The organism is [Clostridium] aerotolerans DSM 5434 (assembly GCF_000687555.1).
GTDB lineage: Bacteria > Bacillota > Clostridia > Lachnospirales > Lachnospiraceae > Lacrimispora > Lacrimispora aerotolerans.
The window spans coordinates 1-14,185 of sequence record NZ_JHWJ01000020.1; the positions used below are offsets into that span (position 1 = coordinate 1).

Below are 14,185 nucleotides of genomic sequence, written 5' to 3' on the forward strand. Positions count from 1 at the left end.
GGGCCTACTGGTGCTACTGGACCTACTGGCAACACCGGGCCTACTGGTGCTACCGGACCCACAGGTTCTACCGGACCTACTGGCGATACTGGGCCTACCGGGGATACCGGACCTACGGGGGCTACTGGACCGACTGGCGATACCGGACCTACGGGTGACACTGGGCCTACTGGCGATACCGGGCCTACCGGTGACACTGGACCTACCGGGGATACCGGACCTACGGGTGACACTGGGCCTACTGGTGCTACTGGACCGACTGGCAACACCGGACCTACTGGTGCTACCGGACCTACTGGCGCTACCGGACCTACCGGACCTACTGGCGATACTGGGCCTACCGGCGCTACTGGACCGACGGGTGATACCGGACCTACTGGCCCAAACATTGCTACAACAGGTTTCTCAGCCTTTAAGTCCTCACTTGCGGTCTCAAGCAGCACTCAGATTACAGCATGGACTGTCACGTCACCTTACTTTGGGAATACGGCACTAAATGCTACAGCAGGGAACTTTACGGTTCCTGCATCGGGAAGATATTCCCTCAGCGCGACCATTAACTATTCAACCTCCGCGGCACTGACCACTTCAATTGGTAGTCAGAATCCTACCTTTATCATTAGAAGAACATCTCCATCCACCCAGGATTTAGTTTCGGGATTGGTGCCAGTATTAAACGTAAATTTAACTCTTTTCTCTTTAAGAGCAATATTAGGAAATGGATCCGTAACTTTAAGCGGGGAAGCTGAACTGGCGGCAGGAGATGTTATCGGATTATTTTACAATGCCGATGGTCTATCACTAAACTTGAACTTGGGTGGCAACAATACAAGCGGAATCGTATGGGCAATTCATAGAATGACTTAAATACTTGAATCGATTTCGCTGAAATGAAAAGAAAAATACTATCCGCATAATGCTTAATGATAAGCAGGTAATTAATCAGACAAATGATACAGAAATCAACAAAAAAGGCGTGCCACAAAACCTCTACAAATGGTTTTGTGGCACGCTCTTCATTTTTAGAAAAAATAATACATATCAATTAGAATGTTCTTTTCTAAGTTTTGTTCTGGAATTACGCTTGACTCTAATAAGGCCATACGTTTTTTTCTTGATTCATTGTGTTATCCATATAGCGAATGATACCACTTTTACAAATCATTCGGAATCCGCAAAAAAGGTATCAATACATAAAAACAAGCTGCTACTCAACCAATTTAATGTTTGTTTTGCTACCTCCCCAATTACTAATTAAGATTTAATCAATCAACAGCTCATCAACCGTGACAAAAGAATAGCCCTGTTTGGTTAAAGTATCTATTACTTCAAGTGCCGCTTCCACCGAAGTGGGATAAACATCGTGCAGCAAAATTACATCCCCTGGTTCAATATGCTTTGTTATACTTCGTACAATCTTTTTGGTACTTTGAGTTTTCCAGTCTAAGGGGTCTTTATTCCAAAGAACTACCGTCATATTTGTGGTACAGCTAAGCTCATCTGTCCACGCACCATATGGGGGACGCAGATACTGAGGCCGCACTCCTGTAATCGCCTCAATCTGCTTGTTATTTTCCTCGATCTGTTCACAGGCTGTATTCACAGATTCCTTGCTCATTTGAACGTGGCTATAACCATGGTTTCCAATTAAGTGGCCATCCTCCTGCATCTGTTTTACAATGGCCTCTTTTCCTTCCACATTTTCTCCCAGGAGAAAAAATGTGGCGTGAACCCCTCGTTCTCTAAGTCCATCAAGCAGTCTTGGGGTATAAACAGAGTGGGGTCCGTCATCAAAGGTCAACGCAATCTGCTTGCTGCCGGAAAACTGCTCCTTCACCTCATCTTTTGCATCTGCCCCCGCATCTGCTGGAAGAAACAGAGTGTCTTTTGTATTTATGTAGGATTTATACATTGCTTTGACACATAGAACGTCCAGTATAAAAACAGCCAAAAAAACGGCAACTTTCCATCTCATTTTCATAATTCACAAGCCCAGCTTTCTGCCATTATTATTAAATCTATGGGCATTAGCCGGAAAATAATACTGAAACCTTCCCCATACTCTTGTTCAAAGTAGAAGACAGGCATACCTGAGCTAGAATATCTAAAGAACCTGACTTGCCAAACTCTCCCACATAGGTACTTCTACGTCAGTAATTGTCCATTTCGACCATGTCATGCGGCTCTCACACGGCAGTGTCTTTCATGTCACAAGGCACAATTTTCCATCATATAAAAAAGGCCATTTTATGTCCTGTCCTTTCAGCAAAAAAAGGGCTGTTCCTCCATCGAAATGGGGAACAACCCTTAAAGCTCACTTTATACAGAAGCTTTAATTAAGCCATGCAAACGTTAACTGCCTGAAGACCGCGGTTTCCTTCTGTTGTTTCGTAAGTTACTTTCTGGCCTTCTTCTAAAGTCTTGTAACCATCAGACATGATACCAGAGAAATGTACGAATACTTCTTCTCCTGTAGCATCATTAACAATGAAACCATAACCCTTAGCACCATTAAACCATTTTACTGTACCGTTGTTCATTACGTGTACCTCCTATAAAATAAAAAAATAATTTTTGATTTATCGCCTGAAACAAAAAATCACATATTTTTGTAAATCATCATCCGAAAATAATGACTTACAAAAATATGTGAAATCATAACTCCATTCGATAATACACGTACATTCTAACCCGTTTTTGGCAAAATGTCAAGACTGTTTAGACATTAAAATAGGAAAAAACAGAGCCCTCATCCTTCGAAAAAGATGGGGCCCTGAAAATAGGTCTATAATTACTTTAAAGTAACTTTAGCGCCTTCTGCTTCTAATGAAGTCTTGATCTGCTCAGCCTCTTCCTTAGAAGCGCCAGCCTTTAATACCTTAGGAGCTCCGTCAACTACGTCTTTAGCTTCTTTTAAGCCTAAGCCAGTAGCTTCACGAACAACTTTGATAACTTTAACCTTGTTAGGACCAACCTCAGTTAATTCTACGTCGAATTCTGTCTTCTCTTCAGCTTCTGCTGCGCCGCCTGCTGCTGCAACTACTACGCCTGCTGCTGCAGATACACCGAATTCTTCCTCACATGCCTTTACTAATTCGTTTAATTCTAATACAGATAATTCTTTGATCGCTTCGATAAATTCAGCTGTTGTTAACTTTGCCATGATAATATACCTCCGTATTTAATATGAGTGTTTTTTTTAATGGAAGTTCGATTCGCCTTTGGCTCATCGAACGGCTAATGTTCTAAATTCAAGCTGCGCTTGGCTTGCTTTTATTAAGAAAATTATGCCTCTGCGCTCTGTCCGTCTGCAATCTGCTTGAGGACGCGAGCAAAGTTTGTGATAGGAGACTGGATGCTTCCAAGTAACTTTCCAAGAAGGATCTCTCTGGAAGGAATGCTGGAAATCTTCTCCATAGCTTTTGCGTCATAATATACGCCTTCAACAACACCGCCCTTAATCTCTAATTTCGGAGCTGTCTTAGCAAACTCTGCAAGAATTCTTGCTGGAGCTGTTGCGTCTGTCTTGGATACAGCGATAGCTGTAGGTCCTTCCAGACTTGGGGCCAGTGCTTCAAAAGCTGTACCCTCTGCTGCAAAACGGATCATAGTGTTCTTATATACTTTATAAGCAACACCAGCCTCTCTTAATTTCTTACGAAGCTCTGTATCCTGTGCAACGGTGATACCGCGGTAGTCAACAACTACTGCTGTCTCAGCGCCGTCCAGTAATTCTTTGATCTCGCTTACGATCGGCTGCTTTAATTCAACTTTTGCCATTATGGTTTACCTCCTGTTTAGTCTGAGTTTCATGGTTGTCCACAAAACCCGCTCGTATAAACCGCAAAGAAAAAACCTCTCCGCCAAAAATGGACAGAGAGGTCTACAATTCATTTACAAAAAATGATCCTTGTATGTTCCTCGGCAGGCGTTTACACCTTATGCCTTACGGCACCTGCTGTCTTCGGCAGTCAATACTAAGTTAGTATAACATTATTTATAATCAATGTCAACCACAAAACAAAATTAGTTCATTAACTTTGCTACGTTAAGCTTAACGCCAGGTCCCATGGTGGAAGCCAGAGTTACACTCTTTAAGTAAGCACCTTTAACTGTACTTGGTTTTGCTTTGACGATTGCATCAACAAGCGTCTGGAAGTTGTCCGCTAACTGATCTTCTGTGAAAGAAGCTTTTCCAACTGGCACGTGGATAATATTTGTTTTATCAAGTCTATACTCAACCTTACCAGCTTTGATATCGTTGATTGCCTTGGTTACGTCCATAGTAACGGTACCAGCTTTTGGGTTTGGCATTAAGCCTTTTGGTCCAAGGACACGTCCTAAACGACCAACAACACCCATCATGTCTGGTGTAGCAACAACTACATCAAACTCCAACCAGCCTTCGTTCTGGATCTTCGGAATTAATTCCTCAGCTCCAACATAGTCTGCGCCTGCAGCTAAAGCTTCGTCAGCCTTAGGTCCCTTAGCGAAAACTAAGATACGAACAGTTTTTCCTGTACCGTGTGGAAGTACAACGGCACCACGGATCTGCTGGTCTGCGTGACGTCCGTCACAACCGGTTCTGATATGAGCTTCAATGGTTTCATCAAATTTAGCACTTGCATTCTTCTTAACTAAAGAGATTGCTACTGGTGCATCGTAGAGGACAGTACGATCTACTGTCTTAGCTGCTTCTACGTATCTTTTTCCTTTTTTCATTCTAAATAACCTCCTAGTGGTATTGTCGGGGATTTTCCCTCCCACGTTCTCAAAACTTCGATGATTGCAACAAAGGAAGTTCGGCTGGCCAAACGCCTTGCCGAACGGCTCATTTTCGACTAGGTCTGAAAATTAAGCCTCTTCAACGGTGATACCCATACTTCTTGCGGTACCAGCGATCATGCTCATAGCTGCTTCTACAGATGCAGCATTTAAGTCAGGCATCTTAAGTTCAGCAATCTTCTGTAATTCAGCTTTGGAAATCGTAGCTACTTTTGTCTTATTCGGAACTGCGGATCCGGATTTAAGCTTGCAAGCTTTCTTTAACAATACAGCAGCTGGTGGAGTCTTTGTGATGAAGCTGAAGCTTCTGTCAGCATAAACAGTGATAACGACTGGAATGATTAAATCACCCTGATCAGCTGTTCTTGCGTTAAATTCCTTTGTAAACTGAACGATGTTTACACCATGCTGTCCAAGAGCTGGACCTACAGGAGGAGCTGGTGTAGCCTTTCCTGCTGGAATCTGCAATTTGATATATCCTGTTACTTTCTTTGCCATAATTAGGCACCTCCTAAATAAATGTGGTATTGTCGGGGATTTCCCTCCCACGAGCCTATACACCTGTATAAGCCGCTTTTACTTGTTACATCTTCTTTATCTCGCTGAAATTCAGTTCCACCGGAGTCTCCCGGCCAAACATCTCAACATTGATGGTGATGGTTTTCTTACCTTCGTTGATGGACTTGATGGCACCAACAGTATCCTTCCATGCACCGGAAGTTACCACTACGGTATCTCCCACTTCAAAGCCAACAATGACCTCTTCGTTTCTGAATCCAAGTTTCTCCATCTCTTCTTCTGTCAGAGGAACTGGTTTTGATCCAGGACCTACAAAGCCTGTCACTCCTCGGGTATTACGTACCACATACCATGTGTCATCATTCATGACCATGTGAATCAGTACATAGCCGGGAAACATCTTTTTATCGGCCTTTTTCTCCACGCCATTTTTAAGCTCAATGACGGACTCAAGAGGTACCGATACTTCCAGAATCTGATCCTGCAGGTTTCTGTTCTCGATTGTTTTTTCAATATCGACTTTTACTTTGTTCTCATAACCTGAATAGGTATGGACTACATACCAATTTGCTTCTGACATAAAATCACCTTAACCCTTACGAATTATAAGATAAAACTGAGACCGAACTTGATGATCAGATCAATAATCGCAATAACCAGTCCTAAAGCAATCGATGCTGATACAACAGCAATTGTCTGTTTCGTTACGGTATCTTTGTCAGGCCAAACGATTTTATGAAACTCAGCTTTTAAACCTTTAAAAAAGCTTCTCTTCTGAGCGCCCTCGTTGTTCACTGTATCTCCCATAATTTCACATCCTTTACAAACTGATTACTTTGTTTCCTTGTGCATTGTATGGCTCTTACAGAACTTACAGTACTTCTTAGTTTCCATTCTGTCCGGATGAGTCTTCTTATCCTTGGTCATATTGTAATTACGCTGTTTGCATTCTGTACATGCCAGTGTGATTTTTGTGCGCACGACTTCCACCTCCACTTAAATTTTCGTTGTTGTGTTTCAGTCTCTTTTTATCCGCTGTAAACATTTTTGAGCATAAAAAAAAGACCTAAGCTCTTCCATTCGCCCAATTACTATAACACACAGGGGCAGGATTCGTCAATCTTTTTTTACAAAAACCTATGAAATTGCAATGTCTTGACATTATAACACGGGAAACTATAAAAAGCAAGTAAAAAGTTTCCCGTGTTTTTATTTAATACTCGATTTCAGTCAGATACCGGGCAAGAGCATCCTGCCAGGAAGGAAGGGGAACAAAGCCGTTTTCTGTCAGCTTATCCTTGTTCATACGGCTGTTCGCGGGCCGTTTTGCCTTGACTGGGAACTGGTCTGAGCCTACCGGCTCTACGGAAACATTCATGCCTGCCTGCTTAAAAATCTCACAGGCAAAGTCATACCAGCTGCAAAGTCCTTCGTTGGTGGCATGATAGCGGCCGTATTTGTCAGTTTCGATCATATCCACCAATAGACGGGCAAGGTCATACGTATAGGTAGGGGATCCGATCTGGTCGGCTACCACCGTAAGCTTATCTCTGGTCTTTCCAAGGTTCAGCATGGTCTTAATAAAGTTCTTTCCATTCACACCGAACACCCAGGCAATGCGTACTGTGAAGAACTTATCAAGAGTTTCCTCTACTAAAAGCTCTCCCTCGTACTTTGTCTGACCATAGATATTCAGCGGCTCTCTTACATCATCTGGCTCCCATGGGCGGGTTCCCTGTCCGTTAAATACATAATCTGTACTGATGTACATCATCTTAATATCTAAATCCTTACATACTTTGGCGATGTATCCGGTACCGGTAGCATTTACCTTCCGGCAGATATCCACATTATCCTCTGCTGCATCAACGGCAGTATAGGCGGCACAGTGGATCACTGCTTCTGGAGCTGCTGCTTTTATAACACGGTTCACACTCTCCTCATCGGTGATATCCATTTCTTCAATGTCAACACCAATGGCTTCATGTCCCCGCTTTAAAAGTTCGTTTACAACGTCAAATCCAAGCTGGCCTTTTACGCCAGTTACTAATACTTTCATAGCTGCCTCACTTTACAGATGGATTTATAAACGGTTTCCGTACATTGTGTCGAAATAACCCTGATACTCTCCATTTATAATATGTTTCCACCAGTCTTCGTTATCCAGATACCACTGAATGGTCTGACGGATTCCGGTGTCAAAGTTATATTTTGGCTTCCAGCCAAGCTCTGTTTCAAGCTTCTTAGGATCAATGGCATAACGTCTGTCATGACCTGGACGGTCTTTTACATATTTAATCAGGCTCTCTGGTTTATCAAGAGCTTCCAGAATTGTTTTTACCACTTCCAGATTGGTGCGCTCGTTGTGTCCGCCTACGTTGTAGACTTCTCCTTCTTTTCCCTTGTGGATGATTAAATCAATAGCCTCGCAGTGATCAGATACATGAAGCCAGTCTCTTACATTTTCACCTGTTCCGTATACCGGAAGCTCTTCATCTGCAAGAGCGCGGCTGATGATCAGCGGAATCAGCTTCTCTGGGAAATGATAAGGGCCGTAGTTATTGGAGCATCTGGAGATAGTCACCGGAAGTCCAAAGGTTCTCTGGTATGCCAAAACAAATAAATCTGCACTTGCCTTAGAGGATGAATAAGGGCTTGAGGTGTGAAGCGGAGTTTCCTCGGTGAAGAATAAGTCAGGGCGGTCTAATGGAAGGTCCCCGTATACTTCATCGGTAGAAACCTGATGGTAGCGCTTAATGCCAAAGGTACGGCAGGCATCAAGTAAGGTTGTGGTTCCCATTACATTGGTTCTTACAAATGCTTCCGGATCGGTAATAGAGCGGTCTACATGGCTCTCTGCTGCAAAGTTTACGATGATATCTGGCTTTTCATTCTTAAAAAGTTCAAATACAAAATCTCTGTCTGCAATGTCACCTTTGATAAACTTATAATTTGGCTTATCTTCCACTGGCTTTAAGGTTTCTAAGTTTCCTGCGTATGTTAAAAGATCTAAATTGATGATCTGGTAATCCGGGTATTTATTTACCATATGATGTACGAAATTTCCGCCGATGAATCCGGCTCCGCCTGTAACGATGATTTTCATTGATCGTTCCTCCTTACTTTCTTTCACTCTACAGTTTATCAATATATTTTCCGGCAAGGACATCCATTAAATACTGTCCGTACTGGTTCTTCTTTAAGGGCTCGATGCTTGTCATAAGCTGATCCTTTGTGATCCAGTGGTTTAAGTATGCGATTTCTTCCAGGCAGGCAATCTTTCTGTGCTGATGGGTTTCCATGGTGCGCACGAAGTTGGTGGCATCTACCAGGGATTCATGAGTTCCGGTATCCAGCCAGGTAAAGCCCTGACCTAACAGCTCCACATCAAGCTGGCCGTCTTCCAGATAAATGCGGTTCAAATCTGTGATCTCAAGCTCACCTCTTGCAGATGGCTTTAAGTTCTTTGCATATTCCACGACTTTATTATCATAGAAATAAAGTCCTGTAACACAGTAATTGCTCTTTGGCTTCTCTGGCTTCTCTTCAATAGAAATAGCTTTTCCGTCTGAATTGAATTCCACGATACCAAAACGTTCCGGATCATCTACATAATAGCCGAATACGGTCGCTCCGTCTTTTTTATTGGCAGCGTTTAATAAGCGCTTGGTGAGGCCATGGCCTGCAAAGATGTTGTCGCCTAAAATCATGGCAACGCTGTCATCTCCGATAAATTCCTCTCCGATGACAAATGCCTGAGCAAGGCCGTCTGGAGATGGCTGTACCGCGTAGGATAACTGGATGCCAAACTGAGCTCCGTCTCCTAAAAGTGCTTCAAACCTTGGAGTGTCATCTGGAGTAGAGATGATCAGGATATCACGAATCCCTGCATTCATAAGCACGGATAAGGGATAATAGATCATTGGCTTGTCATAGATAGGCAGAAGCTGCTTTGATGTTACCATGGTCAGCGGGTAAAGTCTGGTGCCGGAACCCCCGGCAAGAATAATTCCCTTCATTTTTACAAATCCTCCATATTATTTCATATCTCTATCATACAGGGTGACGTAAGGTCACTGTCAAGGACTTTCTGCCATTTTACTGTTTTATTTGATGCAAAGGAAGGCTCCGGCCTGTTTTGTGATGTGAATATACCCCTTTTTTTCCATCTTTCGCTCCAGAAATTCCCGGAACTCACCGAAACGGTCGCTTAGATACTCCTGCTGGTTTCCGTGACAGGAGAGAATGTATTCCATCAAGGCTCCGGCATCCCTGACTTCAAGATGATCATTGAATTCCCTTTTTTCAACCGAATGAAAATAGGGGGCCAGCTGTTCTTCTCCATTTTCAAGTCCGAACACATCATAGAGATTTACTTCAGAAAGTGTGATTCTGGAATCGAATTCCTTTACCAGCTGGCTGATTTCTTTCATGTGGCCGGCTCCGTAGGTACTGCAGCAGAAGGTCCCTCCCGGCTTTAGCACCCGCTGTACCTGGCGGAACGCACCATCTAAATTGGAAAGGTAGAACAACACATGGTTTGCTGCCACCAGATCAAAGCTTTCTGATGGCTTTGGAATCTGCCTACAGTCGAATACTTCAAAGGAGAAATTCCCGGATACGTGTTTTAAGTTTTCTTCTACGTCCCGGATCATTCCTTTTGATACATCAGAAAGGCAGATGGCTGCACCTTCTGGAATCCGGTCCCTGTTGGTGAGCCACAGTTCTCCATTTCCGCAGCCCAGCTCCAGAATGTTTTTTCCGGCAAGGGGCTCCATCAGTCCGAACAGCCACTGGAACCAGCTGATTGGGCTTTTGGCATATTTTTTGTGTAGTCCGATCCGTATATTAATATTAGCGGCATCTTTATATTGTTCCACCAGTGTTTTTTCCATATTAGTAATATGTATCAGATGAAGAATCTTGTTCCAGTCCACGGCCTGGTTATCCGTCACCAGCCTGGAGGTCTCCGAAAGTGTCTGCTCCACAAGCTTTAAATGCTCGATCCGCTTGCGCACCAGATTAAGCTGAAGCCGTAAAGACTCGTCCACATAATCGTTGTCATCGTCATTGATGGTAATGGAGCGAATTTCGTCCAGGGAAAAGCCAAGGTATTTTAAGGATAGAATTTTCTGCAGCTTGGCAAAATCAGAGTCCGTATAAAGGCGGTATCCGCCCTCACTGACCCCTGCCGGCTTTAAAAGCCCCTGCTTGTCATAATAGCGGATGGTACGTATGGTTACATTTGCTTTTTTGGCGAACTGGCCGGAGGTATAAAATCCATCTATTTGACTCATTCTAAAATCCTTCCTTTCTATACCATGAGCTGGTAATTTATAATATCAAGCATTTTGCCGAATTTCATTCCCATTTCTTTCATGGTACCGCAGTATTCAAAGCCCAGATGCTCATGAAGAAGGATGCTGGCCTCATTTCCACCGGTAATAACGGAAATAACTGTGTGCACATCATCTCTTTCCCTTGCAATCTCTATAATAGAAGAAGCCAGCCTTCCTGCGATTCCTTTCCGTCTGTAGTCTCTGCTTATATAAATGGACAGCTCAACGGTTGTTTTATAAGCTTCCTTGGGGCGGTAGGAGGAAAGGCTTGCATAGCCTACCGCTTTTCCGTCTTCTTCTGCTATAATTAAAGGATGGTTTCCTATATTATGTTCGCGAAACCATACCATTCTCTCTTCCATGGTCTTAGGGGTCAAATCAAAGGTAGCAAATCCATGCTCCACTTCGTAATTATAGATGGCCAGTAACTCTGGCATATCCTTTTCTTCGGCAGTTCTAATTATCATACGCATTCCTCCAAATTATAATTTATCTTATCATACATCATTCTAATACCCTCGTCCAATACAAATTGCGAGGAAATATATCCTCTTAATTCCTGCTTTTTTTAACGCTCTGGTACAGGCCTCCATGGTACTTCCTGTGGTATAAATATCATCCATTAATATGACTCCCTCTATTCCTGGTTTTCTTTCTCCAGGTACAAAGGCCGCCTCCAGATTCTTAAGACGCTCGTTAGGATCCAGGCCCTTTTGCGGCATGGTGTTTTTATTTCTAAGAAGCATTTCGGAAGCTACCGGAAGGTCCAAGGCTTTCCCCACCTTATTTGCCAGCACTTCGGCCTGATTAAATCCCCGTTCTCTTTCTCTTTTGGGGTGAACAGGAATGGGGACTAGTACACCGGCATTCATCCGGCGTATCTGCTTTTCATAACGCGCAGCAATGGCTTCTCCATAAAAATCCAGGTACTCCCGTCTGTTTTTATATTTTATCTTTATCATGGAAGCTTTGGCTGTTTCATCATAATTAAGAAGGGCCAGACCATACTCAAAGGAATGTTTGTGCCTGACGCAGTCAAAACAGTATTCTATGTTTTCACTCATGACTTCCTTGCCGCATTTTTTACATACAGGACCTTTGACAAAGGATAGCTTTTTAAAACATGCTGGGCAAATGAGCCGGCCTTTTGGCATAACAATATCATCACAGACAGGGCATCGCCTGGGAAAAAGAAGATCGACAAAAAAAGAAGGATTCATAGCAGAATGTTCTCCTTGCAAATAAGAATGGCGAGACAGGCAGGAAGGGATCCCTTCCTGCCTTAAGAGTATCATGAAAGGTGATTGATTTCACAGATCCGGTCCTTGAGGCCGGAATATCTGCGCTGTTCTGTTTCGTTATTTACCATTTCCTGAAAGACCTCAGGAATTCCCACAAGACACACACAGGATTTTGCCCGGGTGACTGCGGTATAGATTAAATTTCGGGTCATCAGCATCCGAGGGCCTGAAAATACAGGAATCACCACGGCTGGATACTCACTTCCCTGGGATTTGTGAATGGTGATGGCATAGGCCAGCTCCAGCTCTTCCAGCTGCTTGTAGCTGTATTCCACCAGCCTTCCCTCGTCGAATTCCACGGTGATCAGCTCTGCAAAGCTGTTAATCTCCCGGATAATCCCCATATCTCCGTTATAGATTCCGGTGCCTTTATCCACAGGAATTCCGTACTTGTTTCGTACTTCCCATTCAATGTTGTAGTTATTTTTAATCTGCATGACCTTATCGCCCACCCGGTAGATGATTCCTTGAGTCTCCTTCTGGGGCTTGTCCTCTGACGGAGGATTTAAAAATTCCTGTAAAATGGTGTTAAGCCGTTCTACTCCCATGGCCCCTTTTCTCATAGGGGTCATGATCTGGATATCAAAGGTGTCTGCATGAACATAATCCGGCAGCTTTTGCTGCACCAGAGTAATCATAGCATTAATAATGGTATTGGGGTCTTCCCGTTTGATGAAAAGAAAGTCATTGCTTTTCTTTCCCAAGGGAATGACCTCTCCCCCATTGATTTTATGGGCATTGACCACGATATCGCTTTGGGTGGCCTGACGGAAGATCTTTGTCAGCATGACCACATTAAAGCACTCCGAGTCTATCATATCCCGAAGCACATTACCCGGTCCCACGCTTGGGAGCTGGTTTACGTCTCCCACCAGGATCAGTCTCGTACCAGGGTTTATTGCCTTTAAGAGGGACTGCATCAAATGGATATCCACCATGGAGGTTTCGTCTATGATAACTGCATCCGCATCCAGGGGATTTTCCTCATTCCGTTCAAAATGCATGGAGGCAGATCGATCATCTCCCGGTGCACCGGACAGCTCTAAAAGTCTGTGAATGGTCCTGGCTTCATAGCCGGTCGCCTCTGTCATTCGTTTGGCTGCACGTCCTGTGGGCGCTGCCAGCAGGATTTCCATCTCTTCGCTTTCAAAGAAGCGGATTATGGTATTAATGGTTGTGGTCTTACCGGTTCCAGGTCCTCCGGTGATGATTAAAAGACCGCTGTTTACGGCTTCCACCACAGCCTTTACCTGCTTTTCGTCAAGCTCGATCTGCTCTTCCTTCTGGATTTTTAACAGCTTGGTCCGTATCTCCCCCTCTGGCATCTGTCCACGTATGTTAAGGTCGTGAAGCATCTTTGCGGAATTCAGTTCCATATAGTAATACTGGGAAGCATAGACCACCCGCCTGCCATCGGTCTCTCTGATGACCAGGCGTTTATCAAGCTGCATGTCCATAAGATGCTTTTCAATCAGCTGACGATCCACCTTAAGAAGCTCTGAAGCCTGGCAGAGAAGCTCCTCTTCCGGAAGATAGGTGTGACCATTTGATGTGGCCTGTAAAAGACTGTAGAGCACTCCGCACTTGATCCGGAAATCGGAATCCGTGAAAATGCCCACCTTCCTGGCGATCTCATCTGCCATCTTAAATCCCACGCCTGGAATATCATCTGCCATCTGGTAAGGATTTTCCTTAATGATGCCATAGAGTCTGGGACCGTATTCCTGATAGATTTTTGCAGCCAGATTCATGGAAATTCCATACTCCTGGAGAAACATCATAGCCTGACGCATCTCCTTTTTCTGTTCCACCTGCTGGGAAATAGCCATTGCCATCTTTTCGCTGACGCCCTTGACCTCAGAAAGCCGCTCCGGCTCCTCCTCCATAATACGGAAGGTGTCCGCTTTAAAGCGTTTGACAATTCTTGCAGCCAGAGCTGCTCCCACACCTTTAATGGCCCCGGAGCCCAGATACCGTTCCATAGCCGCTGTATCCTCTGGTGTCTTGATCTCATAGGTTTCCACGGTCATCTGTTCGCCGTAGACCGGATGCTCGGTCATGGCTCCCACCGCTTCCACCATCTCCCCCTCGCTTATGTAATGAAAATTACCTACAAGGGTATATTCTTCGCCTTCATTTACGAGACTTAAGACTGTATAGCCGTTATCTTCGTTCCTGTATTTAATTCTCTCTACAAATCCGCAGACAGTTGCCATAATCCCTCCCGTAAACACAGACAGA

The 14,185-nt window shown here is 44.0% G+C and carries 16 protein-coding genes, 1 pseudogene and 1 other annotated feature; of the genes and pseudogenes, 1 reads left to right on the forward strand and 16 read right to left on the reverse strand.

Translation table 11 applies throughout. The features are described from left to right. A pseudogene (locus T546_RS26025) lies at positions 1–496 on the forward strand (hypothetical protein); the annotation flags it as partial. Between the two features lie 765 nt (positions 497–1,261). On the opposite strand, the gene T546_RS0120435 reads toward T546_RS26025, so the two are convergent. From T546_RS0120435 to recD2, 16 genes are all read right to left on the reverse strand, one after another. Continuing rightward, positions 1,262–1,981, reverse strand: coding sequence for a polysaccharide deacetylase family protein (locus tag T546_RS0120435; RefSeq protein WP_026893226.1), 720 nt, complete (start codon positions 1,979–1,981; stop codon positions 1,262–1,264). 355 nt (positions 1,982–2,336) lie between these two features. Continuing rightward, entirely contained in the window at positions 2,337–2,540 is a 204-nt protein-coding gene (locus T546_RS0120440; protein ID WP_024838270.1) for a cold-shock protein, read from the reverse strand. Positions 2,541–2,791: 251 nt separating this feature from the next. Continuing rightward, positions 2,792–3,163: a 50S ribosomal protein L7/L12 gene (gene rplL, locus T546_RS0120445; RefSeq protein ID WP_026893227.1), complete on the reverse strand. Its 372-nt coding sequence runs from the start codon at positions 3,161–3,163 to the stop codon at positions 2,792–2,794. A 122-nt stretch (positions 3,164–3,285) separates the two neighbouring features. Continuing rightward, positions 3,286–3,780 (reverse strand): 50S ribosomal protein L10, encoded by a 495-nt coding sequence (rplJ, locus tag T546_RS0120450; protein WP_024838268.1) that lies wholly within the window; start codon positions 3,778–3,780, stop codon positions 3,286–3,288. A gap of 60 nt (positions 3,781–3,840) precedes the next feature. Further along, positions 3,841–3,986, reverse strand: a sequence feature (ribosomal protein L10 leader region). Between the two features lie 40 nt (positions 3,987–4,026). Next, positions 4,027–4,722 (reverse strand): 50S ribosomal protein L1, encoded by a 696-nt coding sequence (gene rplA, locus T546_RS0120455; RefSeq protein ID WP_024838267.1) that lies wholly within the window; start codon positions 4,720–4,722, stop codon positions 4,027–4,029. 132 nt (positions 4,723–4,854) lie between these two features. Next, positions 4,855–5,283 (reverse strand): 50S ribosomal protein L11, encoded by a 429-nt coding sequence (gene rplK / locus T546_RS0120460; RefSeq protein WP_024838266.1) that lies wholly within the window; start codon positions 5,281–5,283, stop codon positions 4,855–4,857. An 85-nt stretch (positions 5,284–5,368) separates the two neighbouring features. Beyond that, a complete protein-coding gene (gene nusG, locus T546_RS0120465; RefSeq protein WP_024838265.1) occupies positions 5,369–5,884 on the reverse strand; it encodes a transcription termination/antitermination protein NusG in 516 nt (171 codons plus the stop codon). A gap of 23 nt (positions 5,885–5,907) precedes the next feature. Continuing rightward, complete coding sequence (gene secE, locus T546_RS0120470) at positions 5,908–6,111, reverse strand: preprotein translocase subunit SecE (protein WP_024838264.1); 204 nt, start codon at positions 6,109–6,111, stop codon at positions 5,908–5,910. Between the two features lie 24 nt (positions 6,112–6,135). Beyond that, positions 6,136–6,285, reverse strand: a complete 150-nt coding sequence (gene rpmG / locus T546_RS0120475; protein WP_024838263.1) for a 50S ribosomal protein L33 — start codon at positions 6,283–6,285, stop codon at positions 6,136–6,138. 232 nt (positions 6,286–6,517) lie between these two features. Next, on the reverse strand, positions 6,518–7,363 hold the full coding sequence (gene rfbD / locus T546_RS0120480; protein ID WP_026893228.1) for a dTDP-4-dehydrorhamnose reductase: 846 nt from the start codon (positions 7,361–7,363) through the stop codon (positions 6,518–6,520). Positions 7,364–7,387: 24 nt separating this feature from the next. Then, complete coding sequence (gene rfbB, locus T546_RS0120485; RefSeq protein ID WP_026893229.1) at positions 7,388–8,410, reverse strand: dTDP-glucose 4,6-dehydratase; 1,023 nt, start codon at positions 8,408–8,410, stop codon at positions 7,388–7,390. A gap of 28 nt (positions 8,411–8,438) precedes the next feature. After that, positions 8,439–9,323, reverse strand: coding sequence for a glucose-1-phosphate thymidylyltransferase RfbA (rfbA, locus tag T546_RS0120490; RefSeq protein WP_026893230.1), 885 nt, complete (start codon positions 9,321–9,323; stop codon positions 8,439–8,441). Between the two features lie 87 nt (positions 9,324–9,410). Then, on the reverse strand, positions 9,411–10,601 hold the full coding sequence (locus T546_RS0120495; protein ID WP_026893231.1) for a MerR family transcriptional regulator: 1,191 nt from the start codon (positions 10,599–10,601) through the stop codon (positions 9,411–9,413). A gap of 17 nt (positions 10,602–10,618) precedes the next feature. After that, positions 10,619–11,110 carry a GNAT family N-acetyltransferase gene (locus T546_RS0120500; protein ID WP_026893232.1) on the reverse strand — a complete coding sequence of 164 codons (492 nt, stop codon included), beginning with the start codon at positions 11,108–11,110 and terminating at the stop codon, positions 10,619–10,621. 42 nt (positions 11,111–11,152) lie between these two features. Next, positions 11,153–11,863 (reverse strand): ComF family protein, encoded by a 711-nt coding sequence (locus tag T546_RS0120505; protein ID WP_026893233.1) that lies wholly within the window; start codon positions 11,861–11,863, stop codon positions 11,153–11,155. A gap of 71 nt (positions 11,864–11,934) precedes the next feature. Beyond that, entirely contained in the window at positions 11,935–14,160 is a 2,226-nt protein-coding gene (gene recD2, locus T546_RS0120510; protein WP_026893234.1) for an SF1B family DNA helicase RecD2, read from the reverse strand. Between the last annotated feature and the right edge of the window lie 25 nt (positions 14,161–14,185).